At 66.9% G+C, this 20,020-nt stretch carries 21 protein-coding genes and 1 pseudogene; 16 read left to right on the top strand and 6 right to left on the bottom strand.

Translation table 11 applies throughout. The annotated features are described in order from the left end of the window. The first annotated feature begins 37 nt into the window (after nt 1-37). From DT603_RS15575 to DT603_RS15545, 7 genes and pseudogenes are all read left to right on the top strand, one after another. Nucleotides 38-1,753, top strand: coding sequence for a glutamine--tRNA ligase/YqeY domain fusion protein (locus tag DT603_RS15575; RefSeq protein WP_162350911.1), 1,716 nt, complete (start codon nt 38-40; stop codon nt 1,751-1,753). 82 nt (nt 1,754-1,835) lie between these two features. Next, a complete protein-coding gene (locus DT603_RS15570) occupies nt 1,836-2,279 on the top strand; it encodes a hypothetical protein (protein ID WP_162350909.1) in 444 nt (147 codons plus the stop codon). Continuing rightward, the gene (locus tag DT603_RS15565; protein ID WP_162350908.1) at nt 2,279-2,842 is read left to right on the top strand and encodes a nucleoside deaminase; all 564 of its coding nucleotides are present in this window, start codon (nt 2,279-2,281) and stop codon (nt 2,840-2,842) included. Before DT603_RS15570 ends, DT603_RS15565 begins: the two co-directional genes overlap by 1 nt. Nucleotides 2,843-2,857: 15 nt before the next feature. Further along, a complete protein-coding gene (gene rlmM / locus DT603_RS15560) occupies nt 2,858-3,904 on the top strand; it encodes a 23S rRNA (cytidine(2498)-2'-O)-methyltransferase RlmM (protein ID WP_162350907.1) in 1,047 nt (348 codons plus the stop codon). Nucleotides 3,905-4,039: 135 nt separating this feature from the next. Beyond that, a pseudogene (locus DT603_RS15555) lies at nt 4,040-4,246 on the top strand (alkylphosphonate utilization protein); the annotation flags it as partial. A gap of 3 nt (nt 4,247-4,249) precedes the next feature. Further along, entirely contained in the window at nt 4,250-4,585 is a 336-nt protein-coding gene (locus tag DT603_RS15550) for a hypothetical protein (protein WP_162350905.1), read from the top strand. 81 nt (nt 4,586-4,666) lie between these two features. Further along, nucleotides 4,667-5,389: a hypothetical protein gene (locus tag DT603_RS15545; protein WP_162350904.1), complete on the top strand. Its 723-nt coding sequence runs from the start codon at nt 4,667-4,669 to the stop codon at nt 5,387-5,389. 182 nt (nt 5,390-5,571) lie between these two features. Here DT603_RS15545 and DT603_RS15540 read toward each other — a convergent pair whose 3' ends face one another. Then, a complete protein-coding gene (locus DT603_RS15540) occupies nt 5,572-6,750 on the bottom strand; it encodes a UbiH/UbiF family hydroxylase (RefSeq protein ID WP_162350903.1) in 1,179 nt (392 codons plus the stop codon). Beyond that, complete coding sequence (gene ubiH, locus DT603_RS15535; RefSeq protein WP_162350902.1) at nt 6,747-7,955, bottom strand: 2-octaprenyl-6-methoxyphenyl hydroxylase; 1,209 nt, start codon at nt 7,953-7,955, stop codon at nt 6,747-6,749. Before ubiH ends, DT603_RS15540 begins: the two co-directional genes overlap by 4 nt. 71 nt (nt 7,956-8,026) lie before the next feature. On the opposite strand from ubiH, the gene DT603_RS15530 reads away from it, so the two are divergent. From DT603_RS15530 to DT603_RS15490, 9 genes are all read left to right on the top strand, one after another. After that, nucleotides 8,027-8,626: a hypothetical protein gene (locus tag DT603_RS15530; protein ID WP_162350901.1), complete on the top strand. Its 600-nt coding sequence runs from the start codon at nt 8,027-8,029 to the stop codon at nt 8,624-8,626. Nucleotides 8,627-8,645: 19 nt separating this feature from the next. Continuing rightward, complete coding sequence (locus DT603_RS15525; protein WP_162350900.1) at nt 8,646-9,200, top strand: cob(I)yrinic acid a,c-diamide adenosyltransferase; 555 nt, start codon at nt 8,646-8,648, stop codon at nt 9,198-9,200. Nucleotides 9,201-9,221: 21 nt separating this feature from the next. Then, nucleotides 9,222-10,139, top strand: coding sequence for a histone deacetylase family protein (locus DT603_RS15520; protein ID WP_162350899.1), 918 nt, complete (start codon nt 9,222-9,224; stop codon nt 10,137-10,139). A gap of 137 nt (nt 10,140-10,276) precedes the next feature. Continuing rightward, nucleotides 10,277-12,691, top strand: a complete 2,415-nt coding sequence (lptD, locus tag DT603_RS15515; protein WP_162350898.1) for an LPS-assembly protein LptD — start codon at nt 10,277-10,279, stop codon at nt 12,689-12,691. A 5-nt stretch (nt 12,692-12,696) separates the two neighbouring features. Continuing rightward, the gene (locus DT603_RS15510; protein ID WP_162350910.1) at nt 12,697-14,010 is read left to right on the top strand and encodes a peptidylprolyl isomerase; all 1,314 of its coding nucleotides are present in this window, start codon (nt 12,697-12,699) and stop codon (nt 14,008-14,010) included. A gap of 2 nt (nt 14,011-14,012) precedes the next feature. Then, nucleotides 14,013-14,993 carry a 4-hydroxythreonine-4-phosphate dehydrogenase PdxA gene (gene pdxA, locus DT603_RS15505; protein WP_162350897.1) on the top strand — a complete coding sequence of 327 codons (981 nt, stop codon included), beginning with the start codon at nt 14,013-14,015 and terminating at the stop codon, nt 14,991-14,993. Then, complete coding sequence (gene rsmA / locus DT603_RS15500; protein ID WP_162350896.1) at nt 14,990-15,787, top strand: 16S rRNA (adenine(1518)-N(6)/adenine(1519)-N(6))-dimethyltransferase RsmA; 798 nt, start codon at nt 14,990-14,992, stop codon at nt 15,785-15,787. The genes pdxA and rsmA overlap by 4 nt, the downstream gene beginning before the upstream one ends. Nucleotides 15,788-15,811: 24 nt before the next feature. Then, entirely contained in the window at nt 15,812-16,192 is a 381-nt protein-coding gene (gene apaG, locus DT603_RS15495; RefSeq protein ID WP_162350895.1) for a Co2+/Mg2+ efflux protein ApaG, read from the top strand. 12 nt (nt 16,193-16,204) lie between these two features. Continuing rightward, the gene (locus tag DT603_RS15490; RefSeq protein ID WP_162350894.1) at nt 16,205-17,038 is read left to right on the top strand and encodes a symmetrical bis(5'-nucleosyl)-tetraphosphatase; all 834 of its coding nucleotides are present in this window, start codon (nt 16,205-16,207) and stop codon (nt 17,036-17,038) included. A gap of 138 nt (nt 17,039-17,176) precedes the next feature. Here the strand turns inward: DT603_RS15490 and DT603_RS15485 are convergent, their stop codons facing one another. The 4 genes from DT603_RS15485 to DT603_RS15470 form a co-directional block, all read right to left on the bottom strand. Further along, a complete protein-coding gene (locus tag DT603_RS15485; protein WP_162350893.1) occupies nt 17,177-17,671 on the bottom strand; it encodes a dihydrofolate reductase in 495 nt (164 codons plus the stop codon). A 4-nt stretch (nt 17,672-17,675) separates the two neighbouring features. Next, on the bottom strand, nt 17,676-18,470 hold the full coding sequence (locus tag DT603_RS15480) for a thymidylate synthase (protein WP_162350892.1): 795 nt from the start codon (nt 18,468-18,470) through the stop codon (nt 17,676-17,678). After that, nucleotides 18,467-19,354 carry a prolipoprotein diacylglyceryl transferase gene (lgt, locus tag DT603_RS15475; RefSeq protein WP_162350891.1) on the bottom strand — a complete coding sequence of 296 codons (888 nt, stop codon included), beginning with the start codon at nt 19,352-19,354 and terminating at the stop codon, nt 18,467-18,469. Before lgt ends, DT603_RS15480 begins: the two co-directional genes overlap by 4 nt. A gap of 82 nt (nt 19,355-19,436) precedes the next feature. After that, nucleotides 19,437-19,928, bottom strand: coding sequence for a TPM domain-containing protein (locus tag DT603_RS15470; protein WP_162350890.1), 492 nt, complete (start codon nt 19,926-19,928; stop codon nt 19,437-19,439). Nucleotides 19,929-20,020 lie beyond the last annotated feature (92 nt).

Below are 20,020 nucleotides of genomic sequence, written 5' to 3'. Positions count from 1 at the left end.
CGCTTCCGCCACGCCCCAGCCCGCCCACGCAAGCCACGTGGCCGGCGAAAAGAACGACTTCATCCGCCAGATCGTCCGCGAGGACCTGGCCAGCGGCAAGCACGCGGCCATCCACACCCGCTTCCCGCCCGAGCCCAACGGCTACCTGCACATCGGCCATGCCAAGGCCATCTGCCTGAATTTCGGCATCGCCGGAGAGTTCAGCGGCGTCTGCAACCTGCGCTTCGACGACACCAACCCGGCCAGGGAAGACCCGGAATTCGTCGCTGCCATCCAGGACGACGTGCGCTGGCTGGGCTTTGAATGGTCCTCGCTGCGCCATGCCTCGGACTACTTCGAGGTCTACTACCTGGCCGCCGAAAAACTCATCCGCGACGGCCTGGCCTACGTCGACGACCTGGACGCCCAGGCGATGCGCGAATACCGCGGGACGCTGACCGTGGCCGGACGCGAATCGCCGTTCCGCAACCGCCCGGTGGAAGAGAACCTGGACCTGTTCCGGCGCATGCGGGCCGGAGAGTTTCCCGATGGCGCGCGCACCCTGCGCGCGAAGATCGACGTGACCAGCGGCAACATGAACCTGCGCGACCCGGCGCTGTACCGCATCAAGCACGTCGAACACCAGAACACCGGCAATGCTTGGCCGATCTACCCGATGTACGACTTTGCCCATGCGCTGGGCGATGCCATAGAAGGCATCACCCATTCGCTGTGTACGCTGGAGTTCGAGGACCACCGCCCGCTGTACGACTGGTGCGTGGACCACGTGGCGCTGACCGCGCACCCGGACCTGTTGCAGCCGTTGCTGGACCGAGGGCTGAAGAACGAAGCGGCCAAGCCGCGGCAGATCGAGTTCTCCCGCCTCAACATCAACTACACGGTGATGAGCAAGCGCAAGCTGACCACCCTGGTCGGCGAGAAGCTGGTCGATGGCTGGGACGACCCGCGCATGCCGACGCTGCAGGGCCTGCGCCGCCGCGGTTATACGCCGGCCGCGCTGCGCCTGCTGATCGACCGGGTCGGCATCAGCAAGCAGAACTCGCTGCTGGATTTCAGCGTGCTGGAAGGATGCCTTCGCGATGACCTGGACGCGGCCGCGCCCCGGCGCATGGCCGTGGTCGAGCCGCTGAAGCTGGTGCTGGCGAACCTGCCCGAAGACCACGACGAAACCTTGAGCTTCGCCAACCATCCCAAGGACGAATCCTTCGGCAAGCGCGGGATTCCCTTCTCCCGCGAGCTGTGGATCGAGCGCGAGGACTTCGCCGAGATCCCACCCAAGGGCTTCAAGCGCCTGGTCCCGGGCGGTGAAGTACGCCTGCGTGGCGCGGGCATCGTGCGTTGCGATGAAGTCGTCAAGAACGAGGCCGGCGAAGTGGTGGAACTGCACGGCTGGCTGGATCCCGAATCACGCCCGGGCATGGAAGGCGCCGAACGCAAGATCAAGGGCACCATCCACTGGGTCAGCGCCAGGCACGCGGTGCCGGCGGAAATCCGCCTCTACGACCGCCTGTTCACCGTGCCCGACCCCGACGACGAATCGGAAGGCAAGACCTACCAGGATTATCTGAATCCGGAATCGCGCAGGTCGGTGCGCGGCTATGTCGAGCCCGCCGCCGCGATCGCCGCGCCCGAACAGTCGTTCCAGTTCGAGCGCACCGGTTATTTCGTCGCCGACCGCCGCGACCATGCCATCGATGCGCCGGTGTTCAACCGCAGCGTGACCTTGCGCGATACCTGGGCGGCCAAGGGCTGACGCCAGGCTTCGCCCGCACCAATTCACCGGCGACATCCACCGGCGGGCTACGCTGCCCGCCACCTATCCAAGGAGTACCACCATGTCCCGGATCTTCCTGAGCATTGGCCTGCTGCTTTCCCTGATGGCGCTGGGCGGTTGCGCGGCCCCATCGACCAGCTCACCGCCCGCGGGCGCGCAAGCCGTCGAAAATCCGCCTGCGCCACCGGCGGCGCCCGCTCCACCCAGCGCGCCTGCGCCTCCGCGCACGCCAGGTACACCCGTGGCGCTCATCACCACCTGCAGCACCAGCGCCGATTGCGTGGTCAAGGACGTGGGCAACTGCTGCGGCACGATGCCGGCCTGCGTCAACGAGGACAGCCCCACCGACCCGGCGGCGGTGCAGGCCCACTGCAAGGCCAGAGGCATGATGAGCGTGTGTGGCTTCCAGGAACTGACCGCCTGCCAATGCAAAAACGGCAAATGCGTTTCGGCCGGCCCGGCCAACCCGGAACCCTCCGTCGATCCTGCCGAGCCGGTGCGCTGATGCTCTACGCGCAAGTACACCTGACCCTGCCCGCGTGGGTGCACGAAAGCGTCGACGCTTCGGCACGACACGTCAGTGATGCGGACAAGGTCGCCTTGGCGATCGAGCTGTCGCGCATCAACATGGAAGCAGCAACCGGGGGGCCTTTCGGCGCAGTGGTGTTCGGGCCGGATGACCACATCATCGCCATCGGCGTGAATCGCGTGCTGCCGCAGAACACGTCGCTGGCCCATGCCGAGAACATGGCCTACATGCTGGCCCAGCAGCGCCTGCAGACTGCCCGCCTCAACGAACGCGTCGGCGGCACCGTGACCCTGGCCACTTCCTCGCAGCCTTGCTGCCAGTGCTATGGCGCCACCGTCTGGGCCGGCATCGACCGCCTGCTGATCGGCGCGCGCGCCGAGGACGTGATGGAACTGACCGAATTCGATGAAGGCCCGCTGCCCGCGGACTGGGTAGGCGAAATGAACAAGCGCGGCATCGAGGTGGTGCGCGACCTCAACCGTGACGCGGCGCGCGAGGTGCTGCGCGCCTACGGCGAACGCGGCGGCGATCGTTATTGACGTCCACCAGCCCGCATGAGCGGCCTGCTCTGCTACTGCCGGCAGGGGTTTGAACCGGAACTGGCCGCCGAGCTGGGCGAGCGCGCGGCGCTTGCCGGATTCCCCGGCTATGCCCGCACCGAACGCAACAGCGCCTTCGTCGTCTTCATGGGCGAAGACGCCGGCGGGCTGTCGCGCGCCCTGCCCTGGCGCGAACTGATCTATGCGCGGCAGAAGCTGCAATTGATCGCCGAACTGCCCGCGCTGGACCCGAAGGACCGCATCACCCCCATGCTTGCAGCGCTGGCAGGGCAGACGAGGTTCGGCGACCTGTGGGTGGAGCATCCGGATTCGGACACGGCCAAGCCGCTGGCCGGACTGGCGCGCAGCTTCGGCAACGCGCTGCGTCCTGCGCTGCGCAAGGCCGGCCTGCTGAGCGACAAGGAAAACCCACGGCTGCCGCGCCTGCACGTGGTCTTCGTCGACGGCAACCATGCCTATCTGTGCATCGCCGATCCCGCCGACGCCTCGCCATGGCCGCTAGGCATCCCGCGACTGAAGCTGCTGTCGGACGCGCCGTCGCGCTCGGCGCTGAAGCTCGAAGAAGCATTGCTGAGCCTGCTCGATGCCGGCGAACGCGAGCACCTGCTCAAGGCCGGGATGACGGCCGCCGACCTGGGCGCCGCGCCGGGCGGCTGGACCTGGATCCTCACCCGCCACCACCTGCGCGTGACCAGCGTCGACAACGGCCCGCTGAAGCAGAACGTGATGGACAGCGGGCTGGTCGAGCACCTGCGCGCCGACGGTTTCCAGTGGAAGCCATCGCGCTCGCTGGACTGGATGGTCTGCGACATGGTCGAGCAGCCCCGTCGCGTCGCCGAACGCATGGCGACCTGGTTCCGCGAAGGCTGGTGCCGGCATGCGGTGTTCAACCTCAAGCTGCCAATGAAGAAGCGCTGGGACGAAACCCGGCTGTGCCTGGACCTGTTCGTCGAACAGGCCGAGAGACCGGTGATGGTTCGCGCCAAGCAGCTCTATCACGACCGCGAGGAAATCACCGTCTTCGCCACTACCCGGCGCTGACAAGCTTTTGCAGGCGCTACGCAAGCTGCGACCGCATGCATTCCATCGTTGGAATGCACCGAAGAGATACGGTCCACGCTCGCGGCCTACGCAGCTCGTGCGACGAGCGATAACTCCAAGGACATTCCAATGAACGTACGCGACAGCAACGGCACCCCGCTCAGCGAAGGCGACTCGGTCACCGTGATCAAGGACCTGAAGGTCAAGGGCACTTCGCTCACCCTCAAGCGCGGCACCCTGATCAAGGGCATCCACCTGACCGATGACGAGGAAGAAATCGAGTGCCGGGTCGAGAAGATCAAGGACCTGGTGCTGAAGACCTGCTTCCTCAAGAAGGCCTGAGCCATGGCCGCCACCTGGATCAGCATCGCCGCTTCCTCGCTGCCCGAGATAATCCGCATGGCGCGCCCCTTGTTCACGCGCACGCCGCCGGCCGACAACTCGCAGCAGCTGCGGCTCGACGTGATCGGCGAACAGATCGCCGAGCTGCAGGATGCCGCGACGCAGAACGCGGATTCCATCCGCAAACTCGCCACCGACATGCAGAAGACCATCGAGGTCCTGCAGCTCGGCGCCGACCAGGCCGAACGGCGACTGCGCCGCGCCAGCCAGCTCACCCTGGTCGCCACCACCGTCGCAATCCTGGCCTTCGCACTGGCTGCCTACGCACTGGCGCGCTGAGCGCGGGCATTGCAGGCTGGCGGGGTCTCATCCCCTGCAACCCCGGCGTGGCAATCTGCCTGCCTGAGGAGAACCGCCGCCATGCAACCGATCGAACTCAAGGACCCGGCCGGGTTCGCCAACGAATTCCTGCGCCTGACCCTGCTGCAGGGTTTCCAGTCGCTGACCAAGCGCGACCTGGAATTGCTGATCTTCGTGTTGCTGGAACGCGACGGCGCCATCCAGCGCAGCGATTCCAACGCCGCCGCCGCCCTGCGCCTGCGGGTCACGCCGGCCAAGGTCAAGTCGTTCCGGCGCGACGGCTATGCGCGTTGGCGTGCGCTGGTGCCGGAGGAAAGCCAGGCCGCGCTGCAGCGCATCGTCGCCAGCGTGCTGACCGAGGACAACCTGCGCTCGGGCGCCAAGCACGTCAGCGAGCGGGCCAGGAAGGAAGGCTTCCTCGCCGTTCGGGTGGAGCATCCCGACGACCAGCAACAGTTCGAACAGGCGATCCTGGAAGTCGGCGCGCTGCCGGTGTACGAACGCAACCGCGAAGTGGTTGCGGTGCGCTTCGACACCCTGCTGAAGATCGCCGAGAAATGGGGCTACCTGCAGCCCGATCCCGAGGCGATTGCCAGGGAATTGAAGAAGCTGTCGCCGGCCGCGGAGGAAGTTGCCGACCTGCTGAAGAAGGACCTGGCCAAGTTGCGCTGGCAGGACGTGCGCAACGCGCTCAACAGCCTGGGCGCCAAGGCGATCGCCAGCACCGCCGAAGGTGGCCTGAAGGGTCTGCTGAAGATCGTGTTTCCGTTTATCCCGGGATGATGCACGTGCAGTGGACGCGCGCCGGGATCCAGACCCCAGTCATCCCCGCGAAGGCGGGGACCCAGCGACTTTTGTTTCCACAGTAAAGGTGGGAGACAGAGCCCCTTGTAAGCGGGCATGGGGCTGACAGTTTATTGCGAAGAGCACCCCTCCCAACCCTCCCCTGCTTCGCAAGGGAGGAGCTAGATGCCCGACGCCCGGCGCCACAGCAGGTTGGCCAGTGGCGGCACTTTGCCAGCCAGGCCCAGGGTGAAACCGCGCAGCAAGGTGGCATGCATCTCGTCGTTCGAGAACAGGCGGTTGATGCCGTCGAAGGCATAGGCCGCGGCCGCGTTCTCGCTGCGGCACTGGCGCGACCAGCGCGCCAGGCGGTGCGGCGAAGTCCAGTCGGCGCGGCGCGATTGCGCATCCATGACGTTGGCGCGCAGGCGAGCCACGTCGCGCAGGCCCAAGTTCACGCCCTGCCCCGCCAACGGGTGCACGACGTGGGCGGCATCGCCCATCAGCAGTACCCGGCCGGCGACATAGGTCTCGGCCAGCTGGCGCCGCAACGGGAAGGCGGCGCGGCTGGAAACCACGCGCACCTCGCCCAGCCTGGCTCCAAACGCGCTGGTCAATTCACGATTGAAAGCCACCTCTTCGAGTGCGACCACACGCTCGGCTTCCGCCGTCGGCAAGGTCCAGACGATGGAGCTGAGGTGGTCCGAGAACGGCAGGAAGGCCAGCGGGCCGTCGGGCAGGAAGCGCTGCCACGCCGTGAGTTCGTTGGAACGTTCGGTTTCGACAAACGCCACGACGCCGCGCTGTCCGTAGTCATGGGCGGACACGCCCACGCCAGCCAGCCCACGCAAGGTGGAACCGGCGCCATCGGCGGCGATGGCCACGCGCGCTTCCAGGCGGCTGCCATCATCGAGCCGCAGGCGAACGCCCTCCGCGTCCTGCTCCATTGATTCGATCCGCGCCGGACAATGCAATTGCACGCCCGCCGCCGGCAGCGCCGCCCACAGGCGATCCACCAGCAAATCGTTCTCGATGATCCAGCCAAGCTGGTCACGTCCCAGCAGGTCGGCGTCGAAGGAAAGCTCGCCACCGCCCGAAGCGTCCCAGACCCGCATGCGTCGATAAGGCTGGGCACGCGCATTGCGGACCGACGCCCAGATGCCCAGCGCTTCCAGCAATGCGGCGTTGTCGGGGGCAAAGGCATACACGCGCAGGTCGGGCGCATTGGCGGACCAGCGCGGAGGTTCGCGGCCTTCCACCAGCGCGACCGAAAGATCCAGCCCGGCCAGCGCCAGGGCGCAGGCAGCACCGACCACGCCGCCGCCCACCACCACTGCATCCAGGCGCCCACGCCTACTCACGGGGCAATCTCCCGGCACAGTGCCGGCACTTCGCCGCGAAAGCCCATCGCCCCGCCCACCAGCATCGACTGCAGCGCCTGCGAGTTGTCCGCCGCCATCAGGCCCAGGCTGCGCAGGGGGCGCAGCAGCGGCGAGGCGTTGCCGGTGATGCGGGCCAAGCTGTCGGAAAACTCGAGCGTCCGGCGCCGGTCTTCGCGGCGACGTTCGGCGTAGGCGTCCAGCACGGCCGCCGCGCCAGGGTCCTCGGCCTGTTCGACCAGCTCGGCCAGGGTCAGCGCATCGCGCAGGCCCAGGTTGAATCCCTGGGCGCCGATCGGGTGCAGGGTCTGCGCGGCGTTGCCCAGGACCACGGCGCGCGCGTCCACCACGCGTTCGGCCACGACCTTGACGATGGGATAGGCGCTGCGTTCGCCGGTGGCAAGGAAACGCCCCACCCGCCAGCCAAACGCCTCCTGGATGCGCTGGAGCCAGGCCACCTCGCCTTCGGCTGCCACTGCGTCCGCCTGTTCCCGCGCCACCCCGTGGACCACGCCGAAATGGCGGTCGCCGCGTGGCAGCAGGGCGGTGGGCCCGTGCGCGCCGAAGCGCTCATAGGCCGTGCCGTCCGGGGCCTGGGCCGCACGCATGCGCGCGACGAACAGCGTCTGCAGGTAATCGTGTTCCCCGGCCTGGATGCCGAGCGCATCGCGCATGGCGCTGCGGGTGCCGTCGGCTGCGACAAGCAGGCGCGCCGACAGCTCATGCTCGCCCGACTCATCGGCAATTCGCAGGCTGCGCGACTCCGGCGAGGCGTCACCCAATGCAATGAACCGCGCGGGCCGGTAACGGGTCAATCCGCGCAACTCGCACAGGCGTGCTTCCAGTGCCTCGCCGAAATCGCGCGCGACCACCACCTGGCCGAAGGCCTGGCGGCCATAGTCGGCGGCGTCCAGCACGGTGCGGCCGAAGTCGCCCTGGCGACTCACATGGATGCGGCGGATCGCTCCAGCGGGAGTCCGCAACTTCGCCATGACCCCCAGCGCGGTCAAGGCATTGACCGTGGCTCCGGCGAAACTGAGGTTGCGCTGGTCGAACACCGCCGGCATCACCCCGCCGGGCGTGGCTTCCACCAGTCCCACGCGCAGCCCCAGGCGGTCCAGCGCAATGGCCAGGCTGGCACCTACCAGGCCGCCGCCGACAATGAGTACGTCATGGGTTTCGCTCATGCCGCCATGATAAGCCCGCCCCGGTGGGCACTCCGTTAGAATGGGCGCCTGAGCTTCCCGGAAGGCCTCCCATGAACCGCAATACCCAGAACGCGCTCTTCTTCGTCCTGCTGGCCTCGCTGCTGGTGGCTACCCGGCTCAACCTGCCCCAATCGCTGACCCACTTCGGGCCGATTCCCGATGCCTCGTGGGCGGCGTTTTTCCTGGGCGGTTTCTACCTGCGCGCTGCCTCGCGCTGGGCTTTCCCGGTGTTCATGGCGCTGGCGGTGCTGGTGGATTACCTGGTGATCCGCGGCCAGGGCATGGATTTCTTTGCCCACTACTGCATGTCCGCGGCCTACTGGTTCCTGGTGCCGGCCTATTTCGCACTGTGGTTTGGCGGCATGCAGTTGCGCCGTCATTACCAGGGCGCCAACGGCAAGGCGCTGGCGGTGCTGGCGACCAGCCTGCTGGCCTCGGTGGTGGTCTGCCACCTGCTGAGCCAGGGCAGCTTCTACTGGCTGAGCGACAGCGTTACCGAGCCGACCTTCGCCGGCTGGTGGAAGAACTACAGCGACTGGTTCGTGCCATACCTGCGCACCTCCGCCATCTATGTAGGCCTGGCTGTCATCGTGCACGTCGGCGTCACCCAGGCGCTGCGACTACAGGGCCGGATCCGGTCCGTTCGCTGATCCGCAACCGGCAGACCTCATGGGTAACCGCCTGTCCAAGATCTATACCCGCACCGGCGATGACGGCACCACCGGCCTGGGAGATGGCACCCGGGTCGGCAAGGATTCGGCCCGCGTCAACGCCTATGGCACCGTGGACGAAGCCAATTCCTGCATCGGCGTGGTCCTGGCCGCGCCCGTTCCCGACGACATCCGCGCGCTGCTGACCACCGTGCAGCACCAGTTGTTCGACCTGGGCGGCGAGCTCTGCATCCCCGGCCACTCGGCGATCAGCGGCGATGACGTGGATGCGCTGGAACGCCACCTGGACCACTACAACGAGTCACTGCCGGCGCTGAAGGATTTCATCCTGCCGGCCGGCGGCGAGGCGGCAGCCCGCTGCCACCTGGCCCGCACCATCGTGCGCCGCGCCGAGCGCGAGACCGTGACCCTGGCCCGCCATGACGCGGTGCGCCCGGAGGCAATCCGGTACCTCAACCGGCTTTCGGACCTGCTGTTCGTCCTCGCCCGGGTGCTGGCGCGCGCCGATGGCCAGGGCGAAGTCCTGTGGAGCCACGACCGGCGCCACTCCTGAGCCTGGACCGGTCGCCGCCGCATGCTCATCTACACCCACCCCGCCTGCCTGGCCCACGACGCCGGGCCTGAGCATCCCGAGCGTCGTCAGCGCCTGGAAGTGGTGCTCTTGGGCCTGCGGCATTCCCATGGCGACCTGGACTGGCGCGAAGCGCCGCTGGCCAAGCTGGGCGACCTGCGCCGTGTCCACACCGAATCGCTGCTGCACGAAGTCCTGGAAAGCAGCTTCGAGGGTTACCGCATGCTCGACCCGGACACGGTGATGTGCGCCGATTCGCGCGCGGCCGCGATGCGGGCCGCCGGCGCGGGCGTGGCCGCGGTGGATGCGGTGATGGTGGCCGGAAGCAAGGCCGGCACGACCGCCTTCTGCGCGGTGCGCCCACCGGGGCACCATGCCACCAGCGACACCGCCATGGGCTTCTGCCTGATCAACAACATTGCCGTGGCGGCCGCCCATGCCTGCGACCGGCACGGCCTGGAACGGGTGGCGATCGTCGATTTCGACGTGCACCACGGCAATGGCACCCAGGCGATTTTCTACGCCGAACCGCGGGTGGCCTACTTCAGCACCCACGAAGCGGGGATCTACCCCAACAGCGGCAGCCCGCACGAGCGCGGGGTCGGCAACGTGTTCAATACCCTGCTGCCTCCGGGCACCGGGGGCTTCCGCTTCCGCAATGTATGGGCCGACCACCTGCTGCCGGCGCTGGATGAATTCCGCCCGCAGCTGCTGCTGATCTCCGCCGGCTTCGACGGGCATATGCGCGATCCGCTGGCCGACCTGATGCTGGAGACCGAGGATTTCACCTGGCTGACCCGGGAACTGCGCGCAATCGCCAGGCGCCACGCATCGGACCGGATCGTGTCCATGCTGGAAGGTGGCTACGACCTGGAAGCCTTGCGCGAATGCAGCGTGGCCCACGTCGACGCCCTGCGCTGACCGCCCCGGCATCCCCATGGCCACTGGTGCATGATGAACCTCGCCCGGCGGCTTGCCGCCGCCTTCATTGCCCGCATGCCGTCGATACGGCAAGCTAGCGGCCGCTTTTGACCTCACCCCACGGAGCTTTGCACCGCGTGCGCCCAGTCCTTCGCCTGCTACCGCTGCCGTTCAGTATCGCCCTGTGCCTGCCGGCATTCGCAGACGACAAGCCCGTCAATTGGGACCTGTGCCCGATCCGCGATGCGATCCCCTCCTTTGATCCAGCCACCGAGGGCAAGCCCTCGGCAGACAACGCCAAGGTCCGCGCCGCGCGCGCCCAGGAGGCGACCGCCATCGAGGGCGACCTGCTGAGCGGCACCGAGACCGATGCCGAATACAAGGGCAACGTGGTGTTGCGCAGGGGCGACCAGTACCTCAACGCCGACAACCTGCTGTTCCAGCAGGAACAGGGTACCTACGTCGCCGATGGCAACGTCCGTTACCAGGACGGCACGATGCGGGTGATCGCGGCGCGTGCACACGGCAACCAGGACACCGACAGCCACGTCATCGAGGACGTCCAGTACCAGCTGGTGTCGCGACGCGGCAATGGCGGCGCCGACAGCATCAACCTCAATGGCGCGCAGGGCCAGCTCAACGGCTCCACCTATTCCACCTGCGATCCAGACCAGCGCGTGTGGGAATTGCGTTCCAAGCGCATCGACGTGGACACCGACGAGGGCTGGGGCGTGGCCCGCGGCGCGACCATCCGCATCGGCAAGGTCCCGGTGCTGTACATGCCCTGGATCAAGTTCCCGATCGACGACCGCCGCCACACCGGTGTGCTGTACCCGACCATCAGCAATTCCGGGCGCAACGGCTTCGACTACCGTCAGCCCATCTACCTCAACCTGGCGCCCAACTACGACGCCACGTTGACCCCGCGCTACATGAGCAATCGCGGCGTGTCGCTGGGCGGCCAGTTCCGTTACCTGTATGAGAACGGGCGCGGCGTGCTTGATGCCAACTACATGCCGAGCGACGACCTGCTGCAGGAACACGCGGACGAGTTCCCGGCCGAGGAAATCGATCCCGGCGACACCCGCGGCATGCTGCGGTTCGCCGGATTCCACAACATCGACAGCACCTGGCAGGCGCGCGCCAACGTGGCCTGGATCAGTGATCCCCGCTACGTCGAGGACTTCAGCAATTCGCTGTATGGCACTTCGGCCTCCTCGATCATCAGCACCGTGGGCGTGTTCGGCCAGGGCCGCTACTGGAACGCCGGCATCATGGCCGACACCTGGCAACTGGCCGACGCCAACCTCAATGAAAGCGCACTTCCGTACAACCGCCTGCCGCGCCTGTACCTCAATTGGGAACAACCTTTCGGCAGGTGGTTCCGGGCCGGGTTGCAGGCCGAAACCGTGCGCTTCCAGCACGACCAGGTGAGCTTCGGCGGCGCCACCCCACAGCAAGTGCCCGGCGGCAGCCGGCTTGACCTCAAGCCTTATGTTTCCATGCCCTTGCAAGGCGCCTCGTGGTACATCACCCCGACCCTGGCGTGGCGCTACACGGCCTACCGCCTCGACGACGGCTTTGCCGCCGATCCGCTCAACCGGTTTCCCGACAGCAACCCCACCCGCAGCCTGCCGATTGCCTCGCTGGACGCCGGCCTGTTCTTCGACCGCCATACCGAGATCAAGGGCCAGCGCTTCCTGCACACCCTGGAGCCGCGGCTGTTCTACCTCAACGCGCCGTACCGCGCGCAGGACGATATCCCGCTGTTCGATACCCGCCCCTTCACCTTCAGCTGGGGCCAGCTGTTCCGTGACAACCGTTATTCGGGTCCGGACCGCCAGGCCGACGCCAACCAGCTCACCGTCGCCATGACCAGTCGCCTGCTGCGCGAGTCCGATGGCCACGAGAAGCTGTCGGCCAGCATCGGCCAGATCTTCTATTTCGACGAGTCGACCGTGGTGGTGCCGGGCGAAGCGCCGGTGGACAGCGGCAAGTCGGCGTGGGTGGCCGACGCGAACTATTCGCCGACCGATCGCTGGACCATCGGCACGTCCTACCAGTGGAGTCCGAAATACCACAGCAAGGACCTGGCCAGCGTGCGTGCGCGCTACCTGCTGCCCAATGACGGCGTGGTCAACCTGTCCTATCGCTATCGCCGCAATCCAAGCTCCGAGGCGGACCTGCTCGAGCAGGCCGATCTGTCCTTCCTCTATCCGGTCACGCCGAGCTGGAGCGTGGTGGGCCGCTACTACCACTCGCTGCTGGACAACAAGCCGCTGGAAGCCATTGCCGGCGTGCAATGGGACAGTTGCTGCCTGGCGGTGCGCGTGATCGCGCGCCGTTACGTGCGCAACCGCGAGGGCGACATGAACAACGCATTGCAGGTCGAGTTCGTGCTCAAGGGGCTGGGCTCGGCCGGCCAGGACACCGAGCGCACTTTGCGCCGTGCTATTCTCGGCTACAACCGAGACGACCTCTATCTCGTCCCGCCAAGCAACACCGCGCCGGACCCCGACGACAACGATTCCGGACCGGATACAACCCCATGAAGACTATGACTCCCCGACTTTTCCTTGCCGGCATGATCGCCGCGCTGATGCTGGCCGCGCCCGTGGGCGCGCAAACCCTGCAGCCCCTGGACCGCATCGCGGCCGTGGTGAACGAGGATGTGATCCTGCAGAGCGAACTGGATCGCGCCGTGCGCAACGTGTCCGCCCAGTACGCCAACCAGCCCGGCCAGCTGCCACCGCAAGCGGTGCTGGAACGCCAGGTGCTCGAGCGCCTGGTGTTGGTGAAGCTGCAGGTCGCCCGCGCCGCCGAAACCGGCATCCGCGTCAGCGACGAGGAGTTGAACACCGCCGTCGCCAGCGTGGCCCAGCAGAACGGCGCCAGCGTCGATGCGCTGCGCCAGCGCCTGGCCGGCGAAGGCGTTTCGTTCGCGGATTTCCGCAACTCGATCCGCGAGGAAATCATCATCCAGCGCCTGCGCCAGAGTTTCGGCCAGAGCCGCATCCAGGTCAGCGAGGCGGAAGTCGATTCGGCCCTCGCCACCCAGACCAATGGCGTGCAATACCACCTGGCGCACATCCTGGTCGCCTTGCCGGAAGGCGCGACCGCCGAGCAGATCGCCACCGCGCAAAAGAAGATCGACGGCGTGAAAGGCCTGCTCGACAGCGGCGAGATGGAATTCGCAGCGGCCGCGGTGCGCTATTCGGACAGCCCCAATGCCCTGGAAGGCGGCGACCTCGGCTGGCGCAGCGTGGACGAGATCCCGCGCGCATTCGCCGACACCCTGAAGTCGCTGAGCCCCGGACAGGTGGTAGGGCCGCTGCGCGGTCCCAGCGGCTTCCAGCTGCTCAAGCTGGTCGAATCACGCGATGCTGCCCAGGCTGCCGCACGCACGGTCACCGAGTACAACGCGCGCCACATCCTGGTACGGGTCACCCCGGTACAGGACGCGGCGACCGCCAAGGCCAAGATCGACACCCTGCGCGCGCGCATTGCCGGCGGCGCCGACTTCGTGGAAGTCGCCAAGGAATCCTCCGATGACGCCAACAGCAAGGCACAAGGCGGCGACCTGGGCTGGTTCCAGGCCGACGCGTTCGGTCCGGCCTTCAGCAAGGAAGTGACCGGCACCGGCGACGGCCAGGTCTCGCAGCCTTTCCGCACTGAAGCCGGCTGGCACATCCTGCAGCGGGTCGGCCAGCGCCAGAGCGATGTCACCAACGCCACCCAGCGCGCCCAGGTGCGCGAGACGATCGGCCGCCGCAAGCTGGAAGAAGAGTACAACCGCTACCTGCAGGAACTGCGCGGCGAAGCCTACGTCAACGTACGCGGCGAGAAAGCGGCCGCTGCCAGCGGCGGCTGAGTGTGAAACCCAGGCTCGCGCTGGTTCCGGGCGAGCCGGCCGGGATAGGCCCGGAACTATGCGTGCGGCTGGCACAACAGCCGCGCAGCGACTGTGATCTGCTCGTCTTCGGCGACGCCGACACCCTGCGGGCCGCGGCCGTTGCGCTGCACTTGCCGCTCAGGCTGATAGGAGAAGCCGAACAGGTCCGGATTCCGGGTGACCTGCGGCTGCATGCCGTCTCCAATACCGCCAGCAACCATTTCGGCACGCCGGACCCACGCAATGCGCGTGCGGTCATCGAAGCGCTGGAGCTGGCTTCCGATGCCTGCCTGCAAGGCCGTTTCGACGGCCTGGTGACCGGCCCGGTGCACAAGGCGGCCATCAACGCCGGCGGCATCGCCTACACCGGCACCACCGAACTGCTGGCCGGACGCGCCGGTTGCGACGTGGTGATGATGCTGGCCAACGACATCGTGCGCGTGGCGCTTGCCACCACCCACCTGCCCCTGCGTGCGGTCGCCGATGCGATCACTGCCAACGGGCTGCTGTCTTCGCTGCGCATCATCCACGCCGCGCTGCGCCGGGATTTCGGCATCGACACCCCGGTGATCGCAGTGCTGGGACTGAACCCCCATGCGGGCGAAGCCGGGCACCTGGGCAACGAGGAAATCGAAGTGATCGGCCCCGTGCTGGAAGCGCTGCGCGCCGAAGGCATGCGCCTGGTCGGCCCGCTTCCCGCCGACACCGCATTCCTGCCGGGCAAGCTGGCCGGTTTCGATGCGGTGCTGGCGATGTACCACGACCAGGGCCTGCCGGTGCTCAAGTACAGCGGCTTCGAGCGGGCGGTGAACCTGACCCTGGGCCTGCCCTATCCGCGCGTGGCCGTGGATCACGGCACCGCGCTCGAACTGGCCGGCAAGGGCAGCGCCGATCCATCAAGCCTGTTCGCAGCCGTGGAAACCTGCGCGCGCATCGCCGCGCAACGTAGACTCGCCGGATGAACTTCAAGGCACCCCCCAAGAAATCACTGGGCCAGCACTTCCTGACCGACCGCAACATGATCGACATGATCGTGCTGGCGGTGAATCCGCAGCCCGGCGACCGCCTGGTGGAAATCGGGCCGGGCCAGGGCGCCATCACCCTGCCCCTGCTGCGCAGGCATGGCGAACTCACCGCCATCGAGTTCGATCGCGACCTGGTCGTTCCCCTGTCCGCGGCGGCCCATGGCGTCGGCCAGCTGACCGTCATCCACAAGGACGTATTGCAGGTGGATTTCACCCGCATGGCCGGCGAAGGCACCCTGCGCCTGGTCGGCAACCTGCCCTACAACCTGTCCTCGCCGATCCTGTTCCACGCGCTGGACCACGCCGCCGTGGTGCGCGATATGCATTTCATGCTGCAGAAGGAAGTGGTGGACCGCATGGCAGCCGGTCCCGGCAGCAAGGTCTACGGCCGCCTGAGCGTCATGCTGCAGGCCTATTGCACGGTGACCCCGCTGTTCGACGTGCCTCCGGCCGCGTTCCGGCCGCCACCGAAGGTGGATTCGGCGGTAGTGCGCCTGGTGCCGCACGCTGCGGGCGCCGTCGGCATCGCCAATCCGCAACGCTTTACCGAAGTAGTGCGCTCCGCCTTCGGACAGCGCCGCAAGACCCTGCGCAATGCCTTGATGGGTGTCTGCGACAGCGAGCAGATGGAAGCGGCGGGCGTGCGTCCCGACGCGCGCGCCGAACAGGTCGAAGTGGCTTCCTTCATTCGCCTGGCCAACCTGCCGGTGGCAATGCCGGTCGAACCTTAGGCCCGCATTGCATACACTGTGGGTATGAGCCCACCCGACTACGCCATCGAAATCGACGTAGCCACCCGTTACCTCGACGATCAATCCTCGCCCGAGGAAGGTCGCTTCGTTTTTTCCTACACCATCGGCATCCGCAACGCCGGCACCGTTCCCGCCCGCCTGCTGGATCGCCATTGGGTGATCACCGATGCCAACGGCAAGGTCCAGGAAGTCCGGGGCGAGGGCGTGGTCGGCGAACAGCCCTGGCTGCGTCCGGGCGACCAGTTCGAATACACCTCCGGCGCCGTGCTGGAGACGGCGTACGGCGCGATGCAGGGCAGCTACGGCATGCTGGCCGATGACGGCACGCGCTTCGACGCGCCCATCGCCGCGTTCACCCTGTCCATTCCCCGCACGGTCCACTGAAGGAGCCGGCGCATGGGTGTCTGGGCCATTGGTGACCTGCAAGGCTGTTACGACGCGACCCAGCGCCTGCTGGAGCGCCTGCGCTTCGACCCGGCCGTCGACAGGCTGTGGTTCTGCGGCGACCTGGTCAACCGCGGTGGCCAGTCGCTTGAAACCCTGCGCCTGGTCCATTCCCTGCGTGCCAGCAGCGTGGTGGTGCTGGGCAACCACGACCTGTCCCTGCTGGCCATTGGCGACCGCACGCCCGAAGAACAGCGCAAGGTCAATCCCGACCTGCAGCGCATCGTGCTGGCCGACGACCGCGACGTGCTGCTGGACTGGCTGCGCATGCAGGAGCTGGTCCACGTGGACCGGGAACTGGGCTGGATGATGATCCATGCCGGGCTGGCACCGAAGTGGACGACCACGCTGGCCGAAAAGCACGGACGCGAAGTGGAGAAGCAACTCCACGGCAACGGCTACGGCAAGCTATTGCGCAGCATGTACGGCGACAAGCCCAACTGGTCTCCGCAGCTGGGTGGCTATGACCGCTCGCGCGCCATCATCAACGTGCTCACGCGCATGCGCTACTGCACGCCGCGCGGACGCATGGCGATCGAGGAGAAAGGTGGCCCCGGCACCCAGGCCCAGGGCCTGTATCCCTGGTATGAAGTGCCTGGGCGGGCGCCGCGCGACCTGAAGATCGTCTGCGGGCACTGGTCGACGCTTGGGTTGATGATCGGCCATGGCGTGCATGCCATCGACACCGGCGCGGTCTGGGGCGGCAAGCTCACCGCATTGCAGCTGGATAGCGAGGAGCTGCGGCTGGTACAGGTGCCTGGTCGGGATGTGCCGCCACCCCGATGAGGTGGTCGGACAGGTTTTCCTGATCCGTGGTCGCGCTTGCCTGCGCTATGCCGCTGCAATGCGGTCCGGGTTCTACCTGATCGCACGCACGTGCTTTGCGGCGGCGATACGCGAGGTTGTCACTCCGCGACGGATCGGCTATTTCCGGACGTAGTCCGCGAACTCGAATGCGTACGCATGCCTGTCGTCGGCGGCGTGCGTCTCGCGGAAAACGGCTTTCCAGTGCGCCTGATCCAACCGGGGGAAGAACGCGTCGGCGCCTCCCACTTCGGTTTCCACGTGGGTCACGTGCAATCGATCCGCCAGTGGCAACGTCAGCGCATAGATTTCCCCGCCGCCGATCACGCACAGCTCATCCGCATTCTCCGTGCTGGCCGCTGCGATTGCCGCCTCGACCGAATCCACCGCGCGCATGCCCTCGAACGGCACGGCGCCCGAACGCGTCAATACAAGATTGGTCCTGCCCGGCAGCGCACGGCCCAGCGATTCGGCGGTCTTGCGCCCCATCAGCACCGGCTTGCCCAGGGTCAGCGCCTTGAAACGCCTGAGGTCGTCCGGCAGGCGCCATGGCAGCGCATTGCCCTTGCCGATCGCATCCATGCGGTCCAGCGCGGCCACCAGCGAGATCAGCATCGGCTCAGACCGCCACCGGCGCCTTGATGGCCGCGGCCGGATCGTAGCCGAGTATCTGGATATCGTCGTAGGTGAAGGCGAACAGGTCGTTCACTTGCGGATTCAGCTGCAGGCGCGGCAGCGCGCGTGGTTCACGCGAAAGCTGTTCGCGCGCCTGCTCGTAGTGGTTCGAATACAGGTGCGCATCGCCCAGGGTGTGCACGAAGTCGCCCACGCCCAGGCCGCAGGCCTGGGCCACCATGTGGGTCAGCAATGCATAGCTGGCGATGTTGAACGGCACGCCCAGGAAAATGTCGCCGCTGCGCTGGTAGAGCTGGCAACTGAGTTTGCCGCCGATCACATAGAACTGGAACATCGTGTGGCACGGCATCAACGCCATCTGCGGCAGGTCGGCGACGTTCCAGGCGGACACGATGAGCCGGCGCGAATCGGGGTTGCGCTTGATTTCTTCCACCACCCACCTGATCTGGTCGATCTCGCCGCCCTCGGCGGTGGCCCAGCGGCGCCATTGCTTGCCGTAGACCGGGCCGAGCTCGCCGTTTTCGTCGGCCCATTCGTCCCAGATCCCCACTTTGTGCTCCTTGAGGTAGGCGATGTTGGTCTGGCCTTTCAGGAACCACAGCAACTCGTGCACGATCGAGCGCAAGTGCAGCTTCTTGGTGGTGACCAGCGGGAAGCCCTGGTTGAGGTCGAAACGCATCTGCCAGCCGAATACGCTGCGGGTGCCGGTGCCGGTGCGGTCGGACTTCTCCGCGCCGTCTTCCAGCACGTGGCGCAGCAGCTCGAGGTATTGCTTCACGTCGACTCCTTGGCTGGCAGCACGGGATGCAGGGTCGGCGAACGGCGCGCCATCCAGAACAGGAACAGTCCCAGCGCGATCAGCGGCAGGCTCAGCACCTGGCCCATGGTCAGCCAACCGAAGGCCAGGTAGCCGATGCCTTCGTCCGGCATGCGCACGAACTCGACCAGGAACCGGAACACGCCGTAGAGCAGCGCGAACATGCCTGCAACGGCGTAACGCGGGCGTGGCTTGCTGGAGAACCACCAGACGATGGCGAACATCAGCACGCCTTCCAGGAAGGCCTGGTAGAGCTGCGAGGGGTGGCGCGCGAAACCGTCCAGGGCGCCGGCCGCGTACTGGGCCTGCAATTGTTCCGGCGACAGCTTCAGCTGCAGGATGTTGGGATCGGTGCTGGGAAAGATCACTCCCCAGCCGGCGTGCGTGTACTTGCCCCACAACTCGGCGCCGATGAAGTTGCCGATGCGGCCCAGGCCCAATCCGAGCGGGATAAGCGGGGCGACGAAATCCATGGTGTCGAAGTAATGCAGCTTCTGCCTGCGCGTCCACCACAGTCCCGCCAGCATCACCCCCAGCAGCCCACCGTGGAAGCTCATGCCGCCTTCCCAGACCTTGAATATCATCAGCGGGTTCTCGAGGAACGCGCCGAACGAATAGAACAGGATGTAGCCGATGCGTCCGCCCAGCACCACGCCCAGCATTCCGTAGAACAGCAGGTCCGAGAATGCATTCATGTCGGTACCGGGCAGGCGACCTGCGCGGATCCGGCTTCGGCCCAGCCACCACGCGCTGGCGAACGCCAGCAGGTACATCACGCCATACCAGTGGATCTTGAGGGGACCGGCGGACAGCGCTATCGGGTCGATCTGGTGGAGGTAGGTCATGCGGCCTGCAATCGAGGGGTCAGGCGGCCATTTTGCCCCAGGCCGCCGTCCAGCGCCCAACGTCACGGGGCAGGCGCATGGCTCAGTCGAGGATAAGCGGCAAGTTCGGCAGCTCGTCCCGGTCGGGGTTGCCATCGACCTGCGGGAAGTGCGTGGCCAGCAGGTCGGAAACGGCCTCGATGCCCCGCACCACGGCCTGTTCGGGCTCGCCGGCACGCATGCGTTCTTCGACCAGCAGGCATACGCCACGCCATTGCTCGGGACTGACCCGGCCGGCAAGGCCACGATCGGCCACGATCTCGATGCGATGGTCGGCAAGCAGCAGGTAGATCAGCACGCCGTTGTTGGCTTCGGTATCCCAGGCGCGGAGCCTCGCAAAGGCCGCCTCGGCGCGCGCGCGCGCCTGCACGCCCCGCAACACCATGGCCGCCGGCAGTTCGGATTCCACTGCGAACAGGATCTCGCCGCGATGGCGCGATTCGCCCGCTGCGATGGCATCGGCGATGCGATGCAGGCTGTCCTCGGGAAACAGGTGGCGGGCCGAACGCGTGAACAGATGGCGGAAAAAACGCATCACCAGCTCCCCGAAGCACCGCCGCCGCCGGACATGCCGCCGCCGCCGGACCAGCCACCACCACCGAAGCCACCGCCACCTCCGCCCCAGCC

Source organism: Pseudoxanthomonas gei (assembly GCF_010119615.1).
Classification (GTDB): Bacteria; Pseudomonadota; Gammaproteobacteria; order Xanthomonadales; family Xanthomonadaceae; genus Pseudoxanthomonas_A; species Pseudoxanthomonas_A gei.
Note: the sequence above shows the minus strand (reverse complement) of the source record. Positions and strands in the feature narration are given on the sequence as shown.